Annotated in this window: 20 protein-coding genes, 1 other RNA gene and 2 pseudogenes; 2 read left to right on the plus strand and 21 right to left on the minus strand. The window is 38.2% G+C overall.

Going from position 1 to position 20,832, the window contains the following annotated elements:
- Positions 1–334 (plus strand): annotated as a pseudogene (locus tag ISALK_RS15115) (IS30 family transposase); the annotation flags it as partial.
- Between the two features lie 257 nt (positions 335–591).
- Here the strand turns inward: ISALK_RS15115 and ISALK_RS10450 are convergent.
- From ISALK_RS10450 to ISALK_RS15555, 21 genes and pseudogenes are all read right to left on the minus strand, one after another.
- Positions 592–1,011, minus strand: coding sequence for a SoxR reducing system RseC family protein (locus ISALK_RS10450; RefSeq protein WP_160722024.1), 420 nt, complete (start codon positions 1,009–1,011; stop codon positions 592–594).
- A gap of 2 nt (positions 1,012–1,013) precedes the next feature.
- Entirely contained in the window at positions 1,014–1,730 is a 717-nt protein-coding gene (locus ISALK_RS10455) for a tRNA threonylcarbamoyladenosine dehydratase (protein WP_160722026.1), read from the minus strand.
- A 54-nt stretch (positions 1,731–1,784) separates the two neighbouring features.
- Positions 1,785–1,961, minus strand: a non-coding RNA gene (ssrS, locus tag ISALK_RS10460) — 6S RNA.
- Between the two features lie 69 nt (positions 1,962–2,030).
- Entirely contained in the window at positions 2,031–3,809 is a 1,779-nt protein-coding gene (aspS, locus tag ISALK_RS10465) for an aspartate--tRNA ligase (protein ID WP_160722028.1), read from the minus strand.
- A 101-nt stretch (positions 3,810–3,910) separates the two neighbouring features.
- The gene (locus tag ISALK_RS10470) at positions 3,911–4,528 is read right to left on the minus strand and encodes an MBL fold metallo-hydrolase (protein WP_160722030.1); all 618 of its coding nucleotides are present in this window, start codon (positions 4,526–4,528) and stop codon (positions 3,911–3,913) included.
- 25 nt (positions 4,529–4,553) lie between these two features.
- Complete coding sequence (dtd, locus tag ISALK_RS10475; RefSeq protein WP_160722032.1) at positions 4,554–5,003, minus strand: D-aminoacyl-tRNA deacylase; 450 nt, start codon at positions 5,001–5,003, stop codon at positions 4,554–4,556.
- A 15-nt stretch (positions 5,004–5,018) separates the two neighbouring features.
- Positions 5,019–7,199: a RelA/SpoT family protein gene (locus ISALK_RS10480; protein WP_160722034.1), complete on the minus strand. Its 2,181-nt coding sequence runs from the start codon at positions 7,197–7,199 to the stop codon at positions 5,019–5,021.
- A 44-nt stretch (positions 7,200–7,243) separates the two neighbouring features.
- Positions 7,244–7,756: an adenine phosphoribosyltransferase gene (locus ISALK_RS10485; RefSeq protein ID WP_160722036.1), complete on the minus strand. Its 513-nt coding sequence runs from the start codon at positions 7,754–7,756 to the stop codon at positions 7,244–7,246.
- 82 nt (positions 7,757–7,838) lie between these two features.
- Positions 7,839–9,488, minus strand: coding sequence for an ABC1 kinase family protein (locus ISALK_RS10490; protein ID WP_160722038.1), 1,650 nt, complete (start codon positions 9,486–9,488; stop codon positions 7,839–7,841).
- Between the two features lie 113 nt (positions 9,489–9,601).
- On the minus strand, positions 9,602–10,483 hold the full coding sequence (secF, locus tag ISALK_RS15120) for a protein translocase subunit SecF (RefSeq protein WP_236660353.1): 882 nt from the start codon (positions 10,481–10,483) through the stop codon (positions 9,602–9,604).
- Between the two features lie 11 nt (positions 10,484–10,494).
- Positions 10,495–11,754, minus strand: coding sequence for a protein translocase subunit SecD (gene secD, locus ISALK_RS15125; RefSeq protein WP_236660354.1), 1,260 nt, complete (start codon positions 11,752–11,754; stop codon positions 10,495–10,497).
- Positions 11,751–12,272: a gamma carbonic anhydrase family protein gene (locus tag ISALK_RS10500; RefSeq protein WP_160722040.1), complete on the minus strand. Its 522-nt coding sequence runs from the start codon at positions 12,270–12,272 to the stop codon at positions 11,751–11,753. The genes secD and ISALK_RS10500 overlap by 4 nt, the downstream gene beginning before the upstream one ends.
- On the minus strand, positions 12,269–13,642 hold the full coding sequence (gene scfB, locus ISALK_RS10505; protein WP_160722042.1) for a thioether cross-link-forming SCIFF peptide maturase: 1,374 nt from the start codon (positions 13,640–13,642) through the stop codon (positions 12,269–12,271). Before scfB ends, ISALK_RS10500 begins: the two co-directional genes overlap by 4 nt.
- Before the next feature lie 74 nt (positions 13,643–13,716).
- Positions 13,717–13,863, minus strand: coding sequence for a six-cysteine ranthipeptide SCIFF (scfA, locus tag ISALK_RS10510; protein ID WP_160722177.1), 147 nt, complete (start codon positions 13,861–13,863; stop codon positions 13,717–13,719).
- 80 nt (positions 13,864–13,943) lie between these two features.
- On the minus strand, positions 13,944–15,056 hold the full coding sequence (gene tgt / locus ISALK_RS10515; protein WP_160722044.1) for a tRNA guanosine(34) transglycosylase Tgt: 1,113 nt from the start codon (positions 15,054–15,056) through the stop codon (positions 13,944–13,946).
- Between the two features lie 20 nt (positions 15,057–15,076).
- The gene (gene queA, locus ISALK_RS10520; protein ID WP_160722046.1) at positions 15,077–16,102 is read right to left on the minus strand and encodes a tRNA preQ1(34) S-adenosylmethionine ribosyltransferase-isomerase QueA; all 1,026 of its coding nucleotides are present in this window, start codon (positions 16,100–16,102) and stop codon (positions 15,077–15,079) included.
- Between the two features lie 97 nt (positions 16,103–16,199).
- The gene (gene ruvB / locus ISALK_RS10525) at positions 16,200–17,225 is read right to left on the minus strand and encodes a Holliday junction branch migration DNA helicase RuvB (protein ID WP_503466089.1); all 1,026 of its coding nucleotides are present in this window, start codon (positions 17,223–17,225) and stop codon (positions 16,200–16,202) included.
- A gap of 13 nt (positions 17,226–17,238) precedes the next feature.
- Positions 17,239–17,832, minus strand: coding sequence for a Holliday junction branch migration protein RuvA (ruvA, locus tag ISALK_RS10530; RefSeq protein ID WP_160722048.1), 594 nt, complete (start codon positions 17,830–17,832; stop codon positions 17,239–17,241).
- A gap of 94 nt (positions 17,833–17,926) precedes the next feature.
- Complete coding sequence (locus ISALK_RS10535) at positions 17,927–18,361, minus strand: Fur family transcriptional regulator (protein WP_160722050.1); 435 nt, start codon at positions 18,359–18,361, stop codon at positions 17,927–17,929.
- Between the two features lie 140 nt (positions 18,362–18,501).
- Positions 18,502–19,110 carry a hypothetical protein gene (locus tag ISALK_RS10540; RefSeq protein WP_160722052.1) on the minus strand — a complete coding sequence of 203 codons (609 nt, stop codon included), beginning with the start codon at positions 19,108–19,110 and terminating at the stop codon, positions 18,502–18,504.
- 260 nt (positions 19,111–19,370) lie between these two features.
- A pseudogene (locus ISALK_RS15555) lies at positions 19,371–19,556 on the minus strand (Rdx family protein); the annotation flags it as partial.
- A gap of 243 nt (positions 19,557–19,799) precedes the next feature.
- Between ISALK_RS15555 and ISALK_RS10550 the strand changes: the two are divergent.
- Positions 19,800–20,828, plus strand: a complete 1,029-nt coding sequence (locus tag ISALK_RS10550; protein WP_160722054.1) for a pirin family protein — start codon at positions 19,800–19,802, stop codon at positions 20,826–20,828.
- The last annotated feature ends 4 nt before the right edge of the window (positions 20,829–20,832 follow it).

The following is a 20,832-nucleotide window of genomic DNA, read 5'->3' on the forward strand; positions in this document are numbered from 1 at the left end:
AAATCCTAGTAGTATTGAGAAGATACAAGGGTTGGATAAGCTTACGAATATATTTTACTGCTATCCACATTCCGCTTTTCAAAAGCCTGAAGTGGAAAATAACCATGAATTAATTCGCAGAGTAATCCCTAAGGGCAAAAGTATGAATAGCTTAACACAAGCGGACATCACACTATTGATGTCTCATATTAACTCTTACACAAGAAAAAAGCTGAATGAGCAGTCTCCATACGACGCATTCAGCTCTAGGTATGGGTTTGATCTAATCAATGCTTTAGGGATAACCAAAATCGAACCCAATGACATTGTTTTAAGACCAACCCTACTTAAATAAACCAACTATTTATCCGGGTATTTTATACGTTATCCAGGGGTCTAATTTAGTCTTGCAAAAGAAAAAGACCATAGTAGACCTCTAATAAAGTTGCCCGAATTTAACTTGTATGACTCTATTATACTATAAAAACGAGCATTAGAATACTCGTTTTTAAAGAAATAAATGATATGAAACCCTGTATTTTTTAAGATTATTAGACAGGTCTTATTTAACTTTACAAAGTCTCATTTAGTTCTACAATTGACCAAAAAGCCTTATAAAGGCTTTTCTTCTTGAATATTAGTGATCACCGGAATATACTTTTTATCATTTCTAAAGGATTCATCCTTCATCTTGATCCCTAAAAAGGAAAGTGCTAACAATCCAAATCCCATAGCTGCGGCAATCAACTCTTGAGTAGGAAAGATTATATTTCCTATGACAATACCTGTAAATAATGCAAATAAAGGAATCATATACAGAATAAAGGCTGCCGTAAGTACATGTTGCCCCTCCATATCAACTTCCACAATTTGATCACTTTTCGCCCCCACGGTATTAATAGCTTCGATCCGAAGCTCATGATTGTCGCTTCCAAGTTTACATGCATTACAACCACTGCAGCTAGAGTGCTTTTCCATGATGACAAAAGCTTTATCCTCTGAAACTTCCACTACTTTGCCGTACTGTTTCATAATTAAGCTCCTTTCCAAAGATCTTTAAAAACTTCCGATGCAATTACCATACCTGCCGCGGAGGGAACAAAAGATATGCTTCCCGGGGTTTTCTTACGCTGATAATTCGGGTCCGTAGAAATCCTTTCTACTTCAAGAGGTTTTTCTACCGAAAAAACTACTTTCACGTCTTTAAGGTTTCTTCTTCTTAATTCTTTTCGCATTATTCTTGCTAAAGGGCAGGTATTTGTTTCATGAATATCCGCCACTAGAAATTTTGTCGGGTCAATTTTATTTCCTGCTCCCATGCTACTGATCACAGGGATATCCAGTTTCTTTGCTTCTTCAATCAACAGTAGTTTAGCGGATATTGTGTCAATGGCATCGATTATATAATCAAATTCTTGAGTTACCAGCTGATGAATATTATCCTTTGAAAGGTGATTAGACAAACTATGAACTTTTAAGTTTGGGTTAATATCCAGTAAGCGATCTCTCATCACGGTAACTTTGCCTTGGCCGACGGTTTTATGTGTGGCTTGTATTTGGCGATTTATATTAGTAACACAGACAACATCGGAATCCAGGATGGTAATCTCTTTGATTCCTGCTCTGACAAGAGCTTCTGCAGCATAAGAGCCAACTCCTCCAACCCCAAACACTGCTATATGTTTGCTGAAAAAACATTCCAAGGAATTTTCATTGGCTAATAATTCCGTTCGTTCAAATTGACTGCTCATCTCTTCACCCTTTGATTATAAAATATAGTCGGCATTTTTGCAAAATACTCCACATAAAAACCCGCCGTGCCGTCTTAATCGAGTGTTTTGAAACCTGCGCTCGCAGGTGGGTACCCTGCTACCCGCTTTGCAAGTCCATAAATGGCATGTGCTCCGCGGGTAAACTCCGGGTTCCCAATGTAATAGTGTTGGCTCAAAACATATTCGATGTGACGCACACAGCAGGCTAATTGTTTATACTTTATGATATCATATTATTTTCAATTATTCAATCCAAATCATCTCGATAAAGCTTCCAACTTAAGAATTTTCCTCTGATGAATTTATATTGATATGCAATTCCGATAATTGATCATCATCAATAGTTGTCGGTGCCTCTGTCAATAGACAAGTGGCGTTTTGTGTTTTTGGAAAAGCAATCACCTGACGAATGTTTTCTTCATGGGCCAGGATCATTACTAATCGGTCAAGACCATAGGCTATACCTCCATGGGGAGGTGTTCCATATTGAAATGCCTCTAATAAAAATCCAAATTTTTTATAGGCCTCCTTTTTTGTAAAACCAAGCACTTGAAACATTTTCTCCTGGATTTCAGAGGTGTGAATTCGAATACTTCCTCCTCCTATCTCATGACCGTTTAGGACTAAATCATAAGCTCTTGCCCGGGCATCTTCCGGTTTCTTCTCTAATAATAATAGATCTTCATCAACCGGAGCAGTGAATGGATGATGCATAGCGCTTAAACGACCAGTTTCCTTATCTCTCTCAAATAAAGGGAACTCCGTAACCCAAAGGAAGTTGCATTGATCTTTATTATAAAGGTTTAATTCTTTTCCTAAGTAATTACGCAGGTTACTAAGTGCTCCGTGCACCACTGAGGGTTCATCTGCAACAAATAAAAGCAAGTCCCCGGTTTTTCCCTCAGTTTTATCTAAAACACTTTGAATCTCACTTTCTGAGAGAAATTTGGCAATGGGAGAGTTTACTCCCTCTTCCGTAACTTTTATCCATGCAAGACCCTTAGCACCATAATCCTTGGTATGCTTTTCAAGGTTTGTAATATCTTTTCGACTAAAGTTATCCGCTTCACCGGAAACATTGATCGCTTTTATTATTCCCCCCTTTTCTATGGTGCTGGAAAACACTTTGAAATCAGAAGTTTTTAGATTCTCAGTGACATTGATCAACTCTAATCCAAAACGGGTATCCGGTTTGTCATTTCCATAGCGATCCATTGCTTCTTTATAAGTCATTCGAGGAAAAGGTAAAGTAATGTTTAGTCCTTTAATCCCCTTCACCACATGTGCCATCATTTTTTCGTTAATATCCATAATATCCATTTCATCCACAAAAGACATCTCACAGTCGATTTGTGTAAATTCCGGTTGGCGATCCGCTCGTAAATCTTCATCTCTAAAACACTTTACAATCTGAAAGTATCGATCGGTTCCGGAAACCATTAAAAGTTGCTTAAACAATTGGGGAGATTGAGGCAGCGCATAGAATTTTCCTTGGTTCACCCGACTGGGAACGATATAATCCCGAGCCCCTTCCGGAGTTGGCTTTGTAAGAATCGGTGTTTCCACTTCTATAAAGTTTTCCTTATCTAGAAAATCCCGGACCAGCTTGGTAACATCATGACGCAATTTAAGGTTTTTTTGCATGTTCTGTTTTCGAAGATCTAAATAACGATACTTCAGCCGTAGATTCTCAGAAACCTGATCATCATCTTTTATGTATATCGGCGGAGTTCTAGCATCATTCAAAACCTCTACTTCTTCAACAAATACTTCTACTTCTCCCGTGGGCATCTCTAAATTTTTAGAAAACCTCTCATAAACCTTTCCTTTAACGACTATGACATACTCTGTCCCTAGGGTCTCACCAATAATAAAAGCTTCTTTCGATACTTCCTGGTCAAATACAACTTGACTAATCCCGGTTTTATCCCGTAAATCAACAAAAATCAATCCGCCTAGATCCCTGCGTTTTTGGACCCATCCTGCCAAGATGACCTCTTTTCCGATGTGTTCATTTCTCAATATTCCTGCCATATGGCTTCGTTTTAATTTTTCCATTAGTATAACACTCCTTTTTTACTCTTGCATAACACTAGGTTTACATCATATTATTATGGACATCTTTTGATACGGGTAGCATTTCTTACTCTTTCGTCAAATTATAAAAAAGGATTATTTCGTCGCTCTTCTTCCAATGTGGTTTTCGGTCCATGGCCCGGACATACTATGAAGTCTTTCTCAAGAGTTAAAAGTTTTTCTTTAATTGAGTTAATCAATTGTTCATGGTCTCCACCTTCCAAGTCTGTACGTCCTATAGAGCCTTTAAAAAGAGTGTCTCCGGTAATTAAATACCCTTCAATTAAGAATGTGCATCCCCCCGGACTATGACCCGGAGTATGAAGCACTTTTATACTCAGATTTCCAAAGTTTAATATATCTCCATCTTTTAATACTTTAGAATTAGTGAAATAGACAGCCTCCATCGGCATTTTAGAGGAGTAGTTTAAATCAGCATCCCGCAGAATATATTGATCCCTTTCATGAACATACACAGGAACTTCCCTTTCTTGTATAAGCCCTTCAATGCCACCTATATGATCTCCATGGGCATGGGTTAACAAGATCCCCTGAAGAGTCAATTTTTCTTTCATCAGCAAGGAATGGATCTCTTTGCTGTTTCCTCCGGGATCCACTACCACGGCTTCTTTCGTTCTTTCATCTCCCAGGATGTATGCATTGACACCATATATCCCGACTTCCAGTTTATGAAAAATCATCATAAGTCCTCCTTTGAAACTATGTTTAAAAAGTTTTGTTACTATCCACCAATAGGGTAACCGGGCCGTCATTAACCGAGGAAACCATCATGTGAGCTTGAAAAACTCCACTCTCCACCGGGGCTCCATGCTTTTCACAAGCCTCAAGGAATTCCTGGTAAAGTCTAATCGCTTCCTCCGGTTTTCCGGCTTTGGAAAAACTGGGCCGTCTTCCCTTTCGACAATCTCCAAGTAGAGTAAATTGGGATATAGCAAGAATGGATCCTTGTTCATCAAGAAGGGAGAGGTTCATTTTTTCATTTTTATCTTCAAAAATTCGTAAATTGCAAACTTTTTCAGCTAAAAATCTAGCATCCTTTTCCTGATCTCCCTCTTCAATGCCAAGATAAATCAAAAGACCTTCGCCAATTTTTCCTTTTACCTTTCCCTCTACGCTTACAGAGGCTTCTTTAACTCTTTGTATTACAGCTCTCACTATACTCCTCCTTCATTAATTTTTTACTCGATAAGCATCAAAAACCCCTTGGATATGTTTCAATTTCTCAATAAGTTTTGTAAGCTGTTCTGTGCTTCCAATTTCTAAAGTGAGGTTGACAAAGGCTACTTTATCTTTATTGGTTCGAGCATTCAAAGAATTAACGGCTATTTTTGACTCAGATAATAGAAAAGTGATTTCTGTTAAAAGCCCCTTCCGATCCGTAGCTTCTACTTCGATCTCAACCTGGAAATCCTGGGCTTTATTCACATCCCACTCCACATCGATAAATCGATCCTTAGTCTCTTGGGTATTAGTGACGGTAGAACAGTCACTTCGGTGAATAGAAACCCCTCTACCCCGGGTTATATAGCCAATAATTTCATCTCCTGGAACAGGGTTGCAGCATTTCGCAAATCGGATCAGTATATTGTCAACACCTTTTACCATAATTCCTTGAGAAACCTTCTTTTTCCCCTGAGACTTTTTCGGCCTTACATAATTTTCAGGGATTTTTTCCACTTCTGTCTTTTTCAAAGTATAATCTTCTTTGTCGTCTTCCGTTTGTTCTTTGATTCTTGATACCACTTGATTAACCGTCACTCCACCATAACCAATAGCAGCAAACAAATCTTCCGTAAACTTGTAACCTAATTTTTCAATGATCGGTTCTAAAATTTTATTTTTTAATGCTTTATCCGCATTGATTCCTTCCCGTTTTAAAGCCTTTTCAAGACTGACCTTTCCTTTTTCAATATTTTCTTCTTTTCGTTCTTTTTTAAACCATTGTTTAATCTTCGTTTTTGCTTGGGAACTCTTAACTATGTTTAACCAGTCTCGGCTAGGACCATTACTGTTGGATGAAGTGAGAATTTCAACAATGTTTCCATTTTTCAATTTATAGTCCAGAGGCACGATTCTACTGTCAACTTTTGCTCCCACACAATTATTTCCAATATCTGAGTGGATTTTATAGGCAAAATCAATAGGGGTAGAACCAATGGGGAGATTTATAACCCGTCCCTTCGGAGTGAAGGTGTACACTTCATTTGTAAACAAATCGACTTTCAAGGCTTCCATAAACTCTTGAGGGTCCTTAGTTTCTTTTTCCCACTCCAACATTTGCCCAAGCCAATTTAATCTATTCTCGATATCTCCGCTTGTTTCTTTTGATTCCTTGTATTTCCAATGAGCTGCAATACCGTATTCTGCAATGCGATGCATATCCCAAGTACGAATTTGAATTTCCAAAGGTTCCCCAGTATCACAAATAACGGTGGTATGAAGCGATTGATACATATTCGGCTTAGGCATAGCAATATAATCTTTGAAACGTCCGGGAATTGGTTTCCACATCGTATGGATTACCCCAAGCACTCCGTAACAATCCTTAACATTATCCACTATCACCCTTACCGCTAAGAAGTCAAAGATTTCTTCGAAGGTTTTATCCTGATTCATCATTTTCTTATAGATGCTATAAAAGTGTTTAGGACGACCATTAATCTCACTATTGATATCAAAATCATCCAATTTCTCTTCAATACTTTTGATAACATTATTAATTAGAACTTCCCGGTCCTTTCGTTTGATGGAAACCTTTTCTACCAATTCATAATATCCCTCTTCATCAATATATCTCAGGCAGATATCTTCAAGTTCCCACTTGATTCTTGAAATACCAAGTCGATGAGCAATAGGAGCATAAATCTCTAAGGTTTCCTGAGCTTTCTCTTTTTTCTTATACTCGCTTTGATACTTAAGTGTTCTCATATTATGCAGTCGGTCCGCAAGTTTGATCAATATCACACGAATGTCCTTCGCCATAGCAATAAACATTTTTCGAAGATTTTCCGCTTGCCGTTCTTCCCGGGAATTAAAGGAAAAACGCGTCAGCTTTGTGACCCCTTCTACGAGCATGGCGACCTCTTCTCCAAACTTATTACTGATATATTCATAGGTATAATCCGTATCTTCAATAACATCATGTAAAAGCCCTGCTGCAATAGTGCTGCTATCCATTTTAAGTTCAATTAAAATCTTTGCCACTTCCACAGGATGGATGAAGTATTTTTCTCCAGATTTTCGGTATTGTCCCTCATGGGCACCTTCTGCAAAGTTATAAGCCTCAATAATTAATTCAACATCACATTGAGGATTGGATTCTTCAATTAGCGAAATTAGATTTTCTAGCATTTTCATCACCCTTTAAGTAGCAAAATTCGTTTCTTGTCTGCAAATTAATATTCTATTAAGCTTTCCACTTTATAATTTTTTAATAGGTCTTTCCCGTTTAAGAAAGATAGAACCATTAGAAAGTTAATGGATACCACTTCCCCCCCGAGTTCTTCGATGAGTTTTGTCGTGGCAAGAACCGTTCCCCCTGTAGCTAATAAATCGTCGACAATAGCAACCCTCTGTCCTTTTTGGATGGCATCTTTATGTATTTCAATGCTGTCGGTGCCATACTCTAACTCATATTCATAGGAGAGGGTTTCTGCTGGTAATTTATTAGGTTTTCGAACAGGTACAAATCCAGCACCAATTTTATAAGCAACTGGTGTTCCCATAATAAACCCCCGAGCTTCCGGACCCACAATAATATCAATTTCTAAATCTTCTAATTGCTTGGACATTTGATCTACCACATATTGAAATGCGGCTTTGTCCTTTAAAAGAGTAGTAATATCTTTAAAATTAATTCCTTCTTTCGGAAAATCTTGAACCTCTCTAATTTTACTTTTAATATCCAACAGAATCGCTCCTTTGAATGAATTTCATTTATAATAGAATAGTACTATTATATCTCCTCTATTAGTTTTTATCAACATCTAGCTACTCATTCATAAAAATTTGTTTTAATACGTATATCCCGCTCAATAAGAATCCGAACCAACTTAGGATCGGTACGGAAAACAGGTTTGTGCCATAGTCCGAAACCAAAATCATTGTGGAGGCGATAATCAGTGCAGCCACTACAATACTATTACCCACTCTTCTCGTCTGCTTTTGAATTTCCCTTGAAATCTCTTTAGATTCTTCGTCTATCACATGAACTGTAAATTTCTCATCTTCCATCTTTTGTAGAATACTTTTCAACTGTCGCGGCATATATTTCAGACTAAACAAAACGTCTTGGGAATAACTAAAATATTCCTTTGCCAATCTCTCAGGATGATACTTTCTTTTGTATATCTCTTTCATAAAATCTTTCATCACCATGGCTATGCTGAACCTTGGCGACAATTGATTGACGGTGGATTCTAAAGAAATCATTGCCTTCAGTAGCAAGATAAACTGACTGGGAAATTTCACCCCATTATTATATGCAATGTCCATAAATTGTCGCAGAGCCACCCCCAATTTTAATTCCTTGATAGGCTTGTCATAGTATTCGTTAATAAAAAAGGAAATATCCTCTTTCAGGCGATGGGAGTTGGTATCATAGTTTATGGCATTAATTTCGCGAATAAGATTAAATATTTTATCTACATCTTTTTTACCCACTGCTATAAAAAGGTTTGTAATAAAATTGATGCTGTCCTTGTCTAAAAAACCCACGACACCAAAATCAATATAGGAAATTTTCCCCTCGGGAGTGATGAAAATATTCCCAGGGTGGGGGTCTCCATGAAAAAAACCATATACAAACACCTGCTCTAGAAAAAGGTTAGTATTGTCCAGTGCTAATTGATGATGATCAATGATGGGATTTTGCAATATCTCTTTATGTATGATTTTATAACCTTTGATTTTTTCCATGGTTAACACTCTTTTATTACTGAACTCCCAATGCACTTTTGGAATATATAGCTTCTCTTCACTTTGAAAGTTTGTAGAAAAACGCTCCGCATTTTTTCCTTCTAAAGTATAATCCAATTCCCGCTGAATACGAAAACGGAATTCTTCGATAATATCCTGGAAACTATAAGATTTATTTTTATAGAAATGTTCATCCATGATTTTTGCCAGTGTGATAAGAATTTCCAAATCATCTTTTATTATACTTTCCAACTTGGGCCGTTGAATTTTTACAACCACCTCTTCCCCCGTGGTTAAAACCGCTTCATATACTTGCCCAATAGATCCTGATGCTATGGGTTTTTTATTAAAGTAATGGAAGGTTCCATCAATGGACTGCTCCGAATTCCGCTCAAATACTTCTCTTGCCTCGTCAAAAGAAAACTCTTCAACTTGATCCTGTAATTTTTCAAGTTCTTCAATGATATCCTCAGAAAAAATATCCCGTCTTGTTCCCATAATCTGTCCAAGTTTCACAAAGGTTGGTCCTAGTTCTTCACATGCTTTGCGGATTCTTACCCCCCAGGTCTCTTGAAAGTTGTTTTTTCTTATTTTTAACACTCTTTTAGGAATATATCCTTTTTTTCGCATGCTATCGGCTAAAAAAGTGAACCCGTATTTAACCAACACCTCTCCAATTTTTTTATACCGTCGTATGGTTCCATATTTTCGATTTATTATCAAGGCGAACCCCCCTATTCCAAATTTATCCCCTATAGAAAAAGGGCAATAACACTTATTGTGTATTATTACCCTCTAAAGCTTTGTTTAACCTACAATATCAGCTATTAAGAGGATTACGCCCCTTTATAGGATTTCTTTGCAACCTGTTTTTCTTTAATCATTACCCATACGGGGGTAGCGATAAATATCGAAGAATAGGTACCGCTTAAAATACCTGCTATTAGAGGGAGTGCAAAAGTTCTAATTTGCTCTACACCTAAAATATACAAAGCAATAATTGTCAGCAATGTTGTAATCGATGTGATTATTGAACGTTTCAGCGTCTGGGAAATACTGGTGTTTCCCAACTCAGTATAATTGTTCTTCCTTAAAAATGGCATATTTTCACGAACACGATCAAATACTACAATGCTGTCATTAATAGAATATCCCAGTATCGTCAGTACCGCTGCAATAAAAGGATTGTTAATAGGGATATTAAGAATCGCATAAACCGATAACAGGATTAAGATATCATGTAATAAAGCTGTCAGAGAAGCTATTCCATAGGATAACTCAAACCGAAAGGTAATATAAATCAGCATCCCTAAAGCAGAGATCAAGATGGAAAGTAATGCTCTTTGTTGAATTTCCTGTCCAATAGTGGGGCCAAACTGGTCCACTCGAAGAGGCTGATCCGTGGATAAACTATACTCCTCTTGCAACTCATTGAAAAGGTCCCGTCGCTGTTCACTGCTGAGATCTTCCGAAGTTCTAATCACAATATTATGCCGGTCCCCTCCGATATGATTGATGCTTGCTGCAGGATCATAATAATCTACAGTTTCTCGAATGTTTGATGTTTCAACGTATTGTTCCATATCAACTTCTATTTCCGTGCCTCCGGTAAAATCAATTCCCAGCTCTACCCCTTGTACTAAGGTAAAGAGTGCACCAGTTAAAATAATCAAGGCAGAAATAATAAAAAAGTATTTTTTGTTTTCAACGATTTTCATAATAAGCCTCCTTACTTTAACCCGAATAGGGTTTTACTTTTACGAGTATTGATTTTAACCGCCAAGCGTAATAACAGCCGGGTAATAACAATGGCTGTAAACATACTACAAAGAATTCCAATAATTAGAAGTACTGCAAACCCTCTGATGGGTCCGGTACCAAATTGATAAAGAACAACTCCGGCAATCAATGTAGTGACATTGGCATCAAGAATGGTTTTAAAAGCCCGTTTAAAGCCTGACTCAATAGCGACACGGACGGTTTTTCCTGTACCGATGTCCTCTTTAATCCGTTCAAAAATAATCACATTTGCATCCACAGCCATACCAATCGACAGTATTAACGCTGCGATCCCCGGCAAAGTTACGGTGGCATTCAATAGCACAATCACCCCAAAGACCAATAAAATATAAACGGTGAGGGCGATATCTGCCACAAGTCCCGGTATTCTATAAATGAAAATCATAAAAAGCATGAGAAGGGATATCCCAATAACCGCAGCCTGAACGCTTCGCTCTAAGGCAAACTCTCCCAAAGTTGCAGTAATCGTAGAGGTTCGAATCTCCTCCAGCTCCACCGGTAAAGCCCCTGCGCGAATGAGTGCTGCTAGTTCCGAAGCGGATTCAATAGTGAAATTTCCAGAAATGGTGGGTCTCCCGTCACCAATTCGATCCTCTACCGTTGGCGCAGAAATTACTTCCCCATCTAAAACAATTTCAATGATACGATCTTCTATAGGTTGTTCCGGAAGCTGAGATAATCGGCCTGTAGCTTCTGCAAAAGCTTCTCTTGCACCGGAATCCAACTCCAAACTTACATAGGGTCGATTACCATCCATCATAACCCGGGCATCAGTTACGTCATTCCCCGAAATCACAAGATCACCATCGGGATCGATGAATTCTAATCGAGCGGTAGTTCCAATCATTTCTATGGCATCCTCGGCTTCTTCCACACCTGGAAGTTCTACACGCACCCGATCATCCCCCTCTCGAACAATCACCGGCTCTGTAAGTCCTAGGCTGTCTACCCGAAGGCGAAAGATCTCAATAACCTGTTCCATTTCCCGATCCAGTTGTGCTCCTGTAGAGTCGGTATCCGCTTCATAAACAAGGTATACTCCTCCCTGCAAATCAAGCCCTTGATTAATAGACTCTGTTAAAGGCGAAATACTTACGCCCCCCATATCAAGACCGAAAAATGCAGTATACGCACCGCCTATCACAAATAAAATAATAAAAATAAAGGTAATTAAGCTTCTCCTGTTCATTTACGGACCTCCTTATTTCCTTTATGATCCTTTCCGTATTCTGCATATTTAAGAGCAGAATCCCTAATTCCTTGAATCTCCTCCTCGGTAAGCTTCCGAATGACCTTTCCTGGAGATCCTAAAACTAGCACTCCGGAAGGAATTTCCTTCTCGGCGGTTACCATAGCTCCTGCACCGATAATCGTATTTTCTCCGATCTTGGCACCATCGAGAATAATGGATCCCATCCCGATTAAACAGTTGTTTCCGATGAAGCAGGCATGAACAATAGCATTGTGTCCTACCGTAATATAATCCCCCAATATCGTTGGGTATTTATGGCTGATATGGAGAACACTGTTGTCTTGGACATTGGTGTATTTACCAATTTGAATGCTATTATCATCCCCACGGAGGACCACATTATACCAAATACTCGCCTTTTCTTTTATCGTTACTTTCCCAATGACGGTTGCATTCGGAGCAATATAGGCGTCTTGATGAATGGTTGGTGCAATATTCTGGTACTCTAAAATCATGATCCATCACGCCCCAATCTTTTTTTAGCTTCAATAATAATGGAGTTTTGAATGCGTTTTTTTTCCATCTCGCATCCTAATTCATAGGGATTGAATAAACTACGATTCTCATGATAAGCATTGGCATGGCATCCACCACTACAGTAGTATTTTGCCCAGCAGTCCCTGCAAGCTATTTTATTATCTACACTTGCACTCTTAAAAGAGGTAACAATTTTAGCATCCAATTTCTCTTGGTTCCATATGCTACCCATCTTAAATTTTTCATTCCCGGCAAATTGATGACAAGGATAAATTTCCCCCTCGGGAGTTACTGAAACGTATTCAACCCCGGCACCGCAGCCTAAAGCTCTTTTTTCTTGACAGGGATTATTTTGCAGATTCATCTTAAAATGAAAAAACTCAAAGGCCTCTTTGGTTCCTTTCTTTGCAAAATAAGCCTTTTCAAGAATATCATACTGTTCTTTGATTTCAGGTAAATCTTCCACGCCTAATGCATAATCTTCTTCTTTTGGTGCCACCACCGGTTCTACGGAAACATTACGAAAACCCTGTTCTGCAAGATGAATTACATCCTTGGCAAAATCTTTGTTAAATTTTGTAAAGGTTCCCCGTACATAATAAGGCTTATTTCCCCGTTTTTCCACCATCTTTTTAATCTTTGGAAGGATCAGGTCATAAGTTCCTGTATTGTTTACGGTATAACGCATTCGATCATTGGTTTTTTTATTACCATCTATACTAAGGACGATGTTTTCCATGTTTTCATTAATATAGTCCATATTTTCTTCGTTTAATAGGGTCCCATTGGTGGTAATGGTAAAGCGCATATTTTTATTCCATACCTTAGCTTTTTCCTTTCCATAATCTACTAATTTCTTCACCACTTGGAAATTCAACAGGGGTTCTCCTCCAAAAAAGTCTACTTCAAGGTTTTGTCTATTTTCCGAATTTTCGATCAAAAAGTCAAGAGCTTTCGCCCCAGTATCAAAGTCCATTAATAAATTTTCTCCCTTAAAATTCCCCTGGGAAGCGAAACAGTACTCACACCGTATATTACAGTCATGGGCAATGTGCAGGCATAGAGCCTTAATCACATGTTCGAATTTTTCTCCCCGTTTTATAATCTTTGAAAATAACTGTTCTTCATTAATTAATAGGTCCAGTTCGTCCAGCGCAGCAGTTAAGTGCTCTTTCGGATACTTGTGTTGTAATTTCAGAAGAACCCTTTCCCTTGGAACCTTAGGTTTTTCTTCGTCATTGGGATAGAGCGCTAAAATGTCATAAACCATTCTATCAACAATATGAACCGCCCCACTGTTAACATCTAACACCACTGGTATATTATCTTTTTCGAATTGATAAATCATAGTCTCACCCTTCTTTCTGATTCTCTCATTAAAAAACAGCAGTAAGAATCAACTGCTGTTAACTATGATGATTTTTACCGGTTGGGGTTTTCACAATCCTGATTTCCCACGGTACATGAAGTTTTGCATGCGGATTGGCAAGATGTTTGACATTCTCCGCATCCAGCGATGCTGTCTTCCTTAGTTGAAGTTCCACGTACTAACGTTGTAATAAAAGTCATACTCTTACTCCTTTCCATATAATATCTCATCAATTATATCATAAAAATAGCCTTAGAAAAACATTAAAGATTAATACGCACTAGGATTGATCATATTTATCGAAAAATTCCTTTTTATATGTCATAAAGCGGTCCTCCTCTAAGGACTTTCGAATGTTTTTCATGGTGTCTATTAAAAAGTGGACATTGTGATAAGTCATCAATCGAAGACCTAAGATTTCATTGGCCTTAAATAAATGTCTTAAGTAAGCCCGGGTATAATTTCTGCAGGTATAACAGCTACATTCCGAATCTAGAGGAGTGAAGTCCTCTTTGAACTTTGCGTTTTTTATATTCACGGTACCATAGGTGGTCATGGCGGTGCCGTTTCGACCAATTCTTGTGGGGTGTACACAGTCAAACATATCGATACCCTTCTCCACTCCTTCAAATAAGGCGTCGGGGCTACCTACTCCCATTAGATATCTGGGTTTGTCCTTTGGTAATAAAGGGGTAGTATACTCTAATACTTCATACATTAAATTTTTGGGCTCTCCGACACTCAGTCCTCCGATGGCATAGCCGGGAAAATCAAGTTCCAGAAGTTCTTTGGCGCTTTCTTCCCGAAGATCCTGATACATCCCCCCTTGAACAATTCCAAATAAGCTTTGATTGGGATTGTTATTAGCGTCAATGCATCTTTTCGCCCAACGGGTTGTGCGCTTTAAGGAATTATAAACATACTCCCTTGTAGCCGGGTAAGGCGGGCACTCATCTAATACCATGGCGATATCAGAATCCAGGGCATTTTGAATTTCAATGGCCTTTTCCGGTGTCAACTCCTGTTTGCTTCCATCGATATGAGAGTTGAAAGTCGCACCTTCCTCTGATAATTTACGAAGTTTTCCTAAACTGAAAACTTGAAATCCTCCGCTGTCAGTTAAAATCGGACGATCCCAGTTCATAAACTTATGCAATCCTCCGGCTTTCTCAATCAAACCATGACCCGGTCGCAAAAATAAGTGATAGGTATTGCTTAAGATAATCTCCGCATTCATTTCTTTTAGTTCTTCGGGAGTCATAGTTTTTACTGTGGCCTGTGTTCCCACGGGCATAAAAATCGGGGTGTTGATTACCCCTCGATTAGTGTGAAGTTTCCCTAAACGGGCTTTTGTCTCGCTACACTCTTTTAGTAACTCATATTTAACTAACATATCTGCCTCCTAGTAAATGTTTATTTAATAAACATTGCATCGCCAAAACTATAAAATCGGTACTTCTGCTCAATTGCTTCTTTATAAGCATTCATCGTGTTTTCCCGCCCGGCAAAGGCGCTCACCAACATAATTAATGTGGATTTTGGTAAGTGAAAATTGGTAATCAAGCCATCAATTCCTCGAAAACGGTAACCGGGATAAATGAAAATATCTGTCCAACCATTTCCCGCTTCAACTTTCCCTTCTTTTCCGGCTATAGACTCTAAGGTTCTACAACTTGTTGTGCCTACGGCAATAACCCTATTTCCTTGGTTTCTTGTTTTATTAATTATCTCCGCCACTTCCGAAGTAATATGATAAAATTCTGCATGCATTTTATGATCCAGAATGTTTTCCGCCTCCACAGGCTTAAATGTGCCAAGGCCCACATGTAAGGTAATATATACGATGTTAATCCCTTTATTTTCAAGCTCTTCGATGACTTCTTCAGTAAAATGAAGGCCGGCGGTTGGAGCTGCCACAGATCCCAGATTCTTGGAGTAAATGGTTTGGTATCGGTCAGGGTTTTGTAATGTTTTCCCAATATAAGGGGGCAAGGGCATTTCCCCTAATTGGTCCAGTACCGCGTAAAAATCCCCGGTGTATTGAAAATTAATTAATCGTAGTCCTTCTTCCCGTTCCTCGGTTACCGTACCTTCCAACAGGCCTTCATTAAATATTACTGTTGTTCCTACTTTCAATTTCTTAGCAGGTCGAGCCATCACCAACCATGTTTTTTCCTTTTCTTCTGCTACTAAAAGGAGCTCTACTTTCCCACCGGTTGCTTTCTTTTTACCGTATAAGCGGGCAGGGATAACCTTCGTGTCATTGAGTACTAAGGTATCTCCTTTCTCTAACATCTCTGAAATTTCATAAAATCTTTTATGTTCGATTTCCCCGCTAACCCGGTCTACTGTCAACATTCTTGAATCGTCTCGTTTTTCAATAGGACTTTGAGCAATTAAATTTTCCGGGAGATCAAAATTAAATTCTTCCGTTCTCATATATTATTTTCCACCTTTGTTTTATTAATACCGAAATATGGCCTTCCTATCAAGCCTTCGGTTTATCATTCTATCTATTACTTATACAACAATTCTTTTAACTTCTAGAAAAACCGAAATGGTCGTAGGCCTTCACGGAGGCAATTCTTCCCCGGGGGGTCCGACTAAGAAACCCCTTTTGCAATAAAAAAGGTTCATAAACATCTTCTATGGTGTTCTTTTCTTCACCTGTGGAAGCCGCTAGAGTATCGATCCCTACTGGTCCTCCCCCAAAGTTTTGAATAATCACTTCAATGATTTTATGGTCTACTTTATCCAGACCGAGTCTGTCTATTTCCAGTAATTCTAAAGCTCGATGAGCCAATTTCAAGGTGATCTCACCATCTCCTTTGACCTCTGCATAATCCCGGATTCTCTTTAATAGACGATTAGCAATTCTTGGTGTCCCACGGGAGCGCAGAGCAATTTCTTCCGCCCCTTGATCATCTACGGGAATATTCAATATCCCGGCAGAACGCAGAACAATTTCCTTTAACTCTTCCATAGAGTAGTGTTCAAGTTTGTTAATTATTCCAAAACGGTCTCGAAGAGGAGAAGTCAGTAAACCAGCCCTTGTGGTCGCTCCGATTAAAGTGAACTTCGTTAAATCTAAGCGTATGCTTCTTGCACTGGGGCCTTTGCCAACGATAATGTCAATAGCATAATCTTCCATTGCCGGATAGAGTATTTCCTCCACCGCTCGATTTAACCGATGAATCTCATCGATAAAAAGCACATCCCCATCCTTTAAATTTGTAAGAATGGCAGCCAAATCACCAGGTCGCTCAATAGCCGGCCCAGAAGTAATGCGAATATCCGCGGACATTTCTGTTGCAATAATACTGGCCAAAGTGGTTTTACCTAATCCGGGAGGTCCATAAAGAAGCACATGATCCAGAGACTCTCCACGAAGCTGAGAGGCTTTTAGGAAAATCTCCAGTTTTTCTTTCGCTTTAGTTTGTCCGATATAGTCTTGTAGAAATTTCGGACGAAGGCCTTGATCAATTACCTGGTCTTCTTCTCTTTTCAAATTTGAGACCAGCCGATCCTCCAATTCAAAATCCAAATCATTGTTAAATTCCATAGTATTGACTCCTTTACGATTTCATAAGAAGTTTTAAGGATTCTTTAATCATTTCATCCACGGATAGAGTCTCACTTTCTAAAGACTTAACCGCTTTTTGTCCTTCTTGTTTAGTATATCCTAAGGACATTAAAGCATCAACAGTTTCCCGGTGGCGTACATCTTCTTTCTGAGTTTCTGGTTCAACGGTAGCCGATGCTAAATCTATTGCTGAGAGTTTATCTTTAAGCTCTACAACCATTCTTTCAGCCGTTTTTTTTCCTACACCGGGTGCTTTAGAAATATTGCCAATGGAACCTTCATAAATATTTCTCGTAAGTTCTTCCGGAGTAAAATGAGAAAGTATTCCGCAGGCAACTTTAGCACCGATTTTTGATACGGAACGTAATTGATGAAACATCTTCAATTCTTCTTTTGAGTTGAAACCAAAGAGGACCATCTCGTCATCCCGAACAACTAAATGAGTGTGAATAATAGTCTTCTCCCCGACCTGTACTTGATTTATAGTATTTTCCGTTGTATGCACTTTATAGCCTATCCCATTTACTTCTAGAATAATAGACCCTAGATCCTTACTATGAATTTTCCCGTCAATAAATGCAAACATTTTTATTCCTACCTTCTAATATTATTATTAACCAATATTAAAAAAGCCCAACAACTTTTTCATTTATGCCTAAGAAACAAACAAAGCAGGGTTCCTAGTCCCTACTTTTCCAAGTACATTTTTTGCAATATCCTAAAATTTCCAGTTTGTGTTCGATTGGTGTGAACCCGAGTTTGTCAATAAGGTTTTTTTCAATGGGGAGCACCGGGCAGTCTTTAAAAATTTCACTCTTACCACAGGAAACGCATACAATATGGTGGTGATGTTCATTTGTTACACTTAGTTTGTATTGATCTACATGATTGTCTAAAGAAATTTTTTTCAATACACCAATATTCAACATAATCTCAATGTTTCGGTAGATTGTAGACAAATCGATCCTTTGCCCATGGTCTTTAATCCAGTCATATACTTTCTCTGCGGACAACAGATGATTTTTCGTCTTTACAAAAGCTTCTATAATGATTTTTCTTTGTTCCGTGATTTTATAACCCTGTTCTCTCAATTTATACTCAATAGAATCTTGCATAGCTTCTTCTCCTAACATCATCTTTTCTTTTTCAGTCCATCCCATCTCTTAAAAATTTCCTTCTTTAAGTGGTTGTTGTCCGTTTTAAAGATATCTATACAATAATAAAACACACATTCCTATCTGTCAAGAGAGGAACCCTAAAACTTAAAACCCATTTCTCCTCTTCTTAGGGAAAAACCGGTAAAACCATAAAATAATAATATCTTATCAAGGACCTCTTCTTCATCCTTCGACAGATTAATCTCAAGTTTATCCATTTGTTTTTTGATATAATCTCGAGTTTTCTTTGAAGCTTTTTCTATGGTCCTTATACCCTGGGGATAATTTTGGGGGTTGATTCCTAAAATATACATGATCCACATTTGATAAAGCTTATATTGATCTTTACATACCGGAGTTTTTAAAAATTGCTCATAAAGAGTGATATGGGTAAAGTAACCAATATAAATAAGCTCTTTAAATAGCTCTTCCAACTCTGCGATCTCCTCCTTGTAAAAATGGAGAATTTGTTTTCGATAAACACCTCCAAACCTTGGTATTTGATCGGTAAGGCGACCTACGCCCCTCACACTGGAACTTTGTAATTCCATCTCAGCCTTTATAAATTTATCAATACAGTATTCCATAATTTTTAGATTTTCCTGTTTTTCAAAGATGTCACTTGTTAAAAGGGATTGTTTCGCCTCCTTTTCACTTAAGACCGCTTCAATACTTGTAATACATCGGCCCATTTCAAATTTTCCCATCTCCAAACCTCCTTGTCTTATAGCTTTGGCTTATATTTAAAAGAAGTAACAATTGATATACTATTACTATTATTCTATTATGTAATTGAAATTCTTTCAACTTTTTTCAGAATATTCTTTTTTATAGAGTTCGGTTGCAACAAAAAAAGTGTAAATACTTAAAACCATTGAAAAGATGGTTTGCATTCACACTTCTATCCCTCACAAAATTCCTGTATTTCGTAGCTTATGATAGTATCTTCTAAGAGATCCCAAATTATTTAATCATTCTTTTGAATTTCACTTATGATTTCCTCTTCCCCAGGAAATTTCACGTTTTCATTCTTATTATTAAAAATTTCCTTGCCATTTACCGCGACAGTGAAAATACCTCCACTACTCTTCACAAGTTTCACATCAGCAGCCTCAAATTCTTCCTTTATTTTCGCCTCTAAACTAGTGGCTTTGTCTAAATAACCTCAGGATCCACAATAGGTAATATTGATTTCTTTTGACATTCCTAACCCTCCTAGAACTTTCATTCTTATCTTAAGTATTATATATCCAAATGATATGATTCCAAACACCGAAAAATATTGCTATATCCTTCCAATTTTAATAGAAGGGTTTAGGAATCTTTCAGATAGGTATAAATAGATATAGAAACTTAGGGAATCTATATATCAAATAAAACTGAAGGAGTGATTGTTGTGTCGAAAAAAATCCTAAAAGTATCCAATTTTAATTTTCGCGAGAATCCTGAAGATCCTTATTTAGCAAGAATGCACCATCTTGATTTATATCCGCCGGGGAATGGTGCTATGGGGGTACCATCGGAACTTTTAAAAGATCGGAACCTGGGGGAAGATTTTGATTTCAGTAAAGATTGGAAAATGTACTATGGAAAAGACATTCCCGGATTTCCGGCCCATCCTCATCGAGGATTTGAGACTGTAACAATTGTACTTCAGGGATTTGTTGACCATGCAGACTCCGCAGGGCAATCCGGTAAATACGGAGCCGGCGACGTGCAATGGATGACTGCGGGAAAGGGAATGCAGCACTCGGAAATGTTTCCTCTTGTTCACGAAGATCAAAACAACACCTTGGAATTATTCCAAGTATGGCTGAACCTTCCGGCAAAGGATAAGTTTGTCGAGCCGAGCTATAAAATGTTGTGGAATGAGGAAATTCCAAAGGTGATTATAGAAAACGAAGAAAATCAAAAGACAACCATTCGTGTCATTGCAGGATGTATTAGCGGAACGAAAGGCTTAGAACCAAATCCCGACTCTTGGGCGAATAAAGAAGAAAATCATGTAGGCATCTATACTGTAACAATGGAGCCCGGTTCAAGTTTTACTCTCCCTAAGGTATCCTCTACCTTAAATCGTAACATGTATTTTTATCGGGGGAAAAGTATTCGTATCGACGATGAAGAAGTAGATACCAAAAGCAGTTTAAAGTTGGTTGGTGACGAACCCATCACCATCACTAACGGAAAGACAGAAAGTTATTTATTAGTATTAGAGGGAGAACCGATTAATGAGCCCATAGTAAACCATGGGCCCTTTGTAATGAATACTTTTGAAGAAATTCAGCAGGCATATCAGGATTATCAAGAAACTCAATTCGGAGGCTGGCCTTGGGATGTTAATTATCACGTAACCCCTATCGAAGTTGGCCGATTTGCAAAACATGAAGAAAAAGATGATCGTCCCCCTGAAAAATTTTTTTAATTAA

Source organism: Isachenkonia alkalipeptolytica, from assembly GCF_009910325.1.
GTDB classification, from domain to species: Bacteria; Bacillota; Clostridia; order Peptostreptococcales; family T1SED10-28; genus Isachenkonia; species Isachenkonia alkalipeptolytica.

Excerpts from the sequence above, each read along its gene's own strand:
- aspS (WP_160722028.1), bottom strand. The coding sequence starts at position 3,809 with ATGGAAAAATTAAAACGAAGCCATATGGCAGGAATATTGAGAAATGAA.
- ruvA (WP_160722048.1), bottom strand. The coding sequence starts at position 17,832 with ATGTTTGCATTTATTGACGGGAAAATTCATAGTAAGGATCTAGGGTCT.
- ISALK_RS10470 (WP_160722030.1), bottom strand. The coding sequence starts at position 4,528 with ATGATTTTTCATAAACTGGAAGTCGGGATATATGGTGTCAATGCATAC.
- ISALK_RS10535 (WP_160722050.1), bottom strand. The coding sequence starts at position 18,361 with ATGCAAGATTCTATTGAGTATAAATTGAGAGAACAGGGTTATAAAATC.
- scfA (WP_160722177.1), bottom strand. The coding sequence starts at position 13,863 with ATGACTTTTATTACAACGTTAGTACGTGGAACTTCAACTAAGGAAGAC.
- ISALK_RS10480 (WP_160722034.1), bottom strand. The coding sequence starts at position 7,199 with ATGCTAGAAAATCTAATTTCGCTAATTGAAGAATCCAATCCTCAATGT.
- ruvB (WP_503466089.1), bottom strand. The coding sequence starts at position 17,225 with ATGGAATTTAACAATGATTTGGATTTTGAATTGGAGGATCGGCTGGTC.
- ISALK_RS10455 (WP_160722026.1), bottom strand. The coding sequence starts at position 1,730 with ATGAGCAGTCAATTTGAACGAACGGAATTATTAGCCAATGAAAATTCC.
- ISALK_RS10450 (WP_160722024.1), bottom strand. The coding sequence starts at position 1,011 with ATGAAACAGTACGGCAAAGTAGTGGAAGTTTCAGAGGATAAAGCTTTT.
- secF (WP_236660353.1), bottom strand. The coding sequence starts at position 10,483 with ATGAAAATCGTTGAAAACAAAAAATACTTTTTTATTATTTCTGCCTTG.
- scfB (WP_160722042.1), bottom strand. The coding sequence starts at position 13,642 with ATGATTTATCAATTCGAAAAAGATAATATACCAGTGGTGTTAGATGTT.
- secD (WP_236660354.1), bottom strand. The coding sequence starts at position 11,754 with ATGAACAGGAGAAGCTTAATTACCTTTATTTTTATTATTTTATTTGTG.
- queA (WP_160722046.1), bottom strand. The coding sequence starts at position 16,102 with ATGAGAACGGAAGAATTTAATTTTGATCTCCCGGAAAATTTAATTGCT.
- tgt (WP_160722044.1), bottom strand. The coding sequence starts at position 15,056 with ATGTTAGTTAAATATGAGTTACTAAAAGAGTGTAGCGAGACAAAAGCC.
- ISALK_RS10500 (WP_160722040.1), bottom strand. The coding sequence starts at position 12,272 with ATGATTTTAGAGTACCAGAATATTGCACCAACCATTCATCAAGACGCC.
- ISALK_RS10540 (WP_160722052.1), bottom strand. The coding sequence starts at position 19,110 with ATGGGAAAATTTGAAATGGGCCGATGTATTACAAGTATTGAAGCGGTC.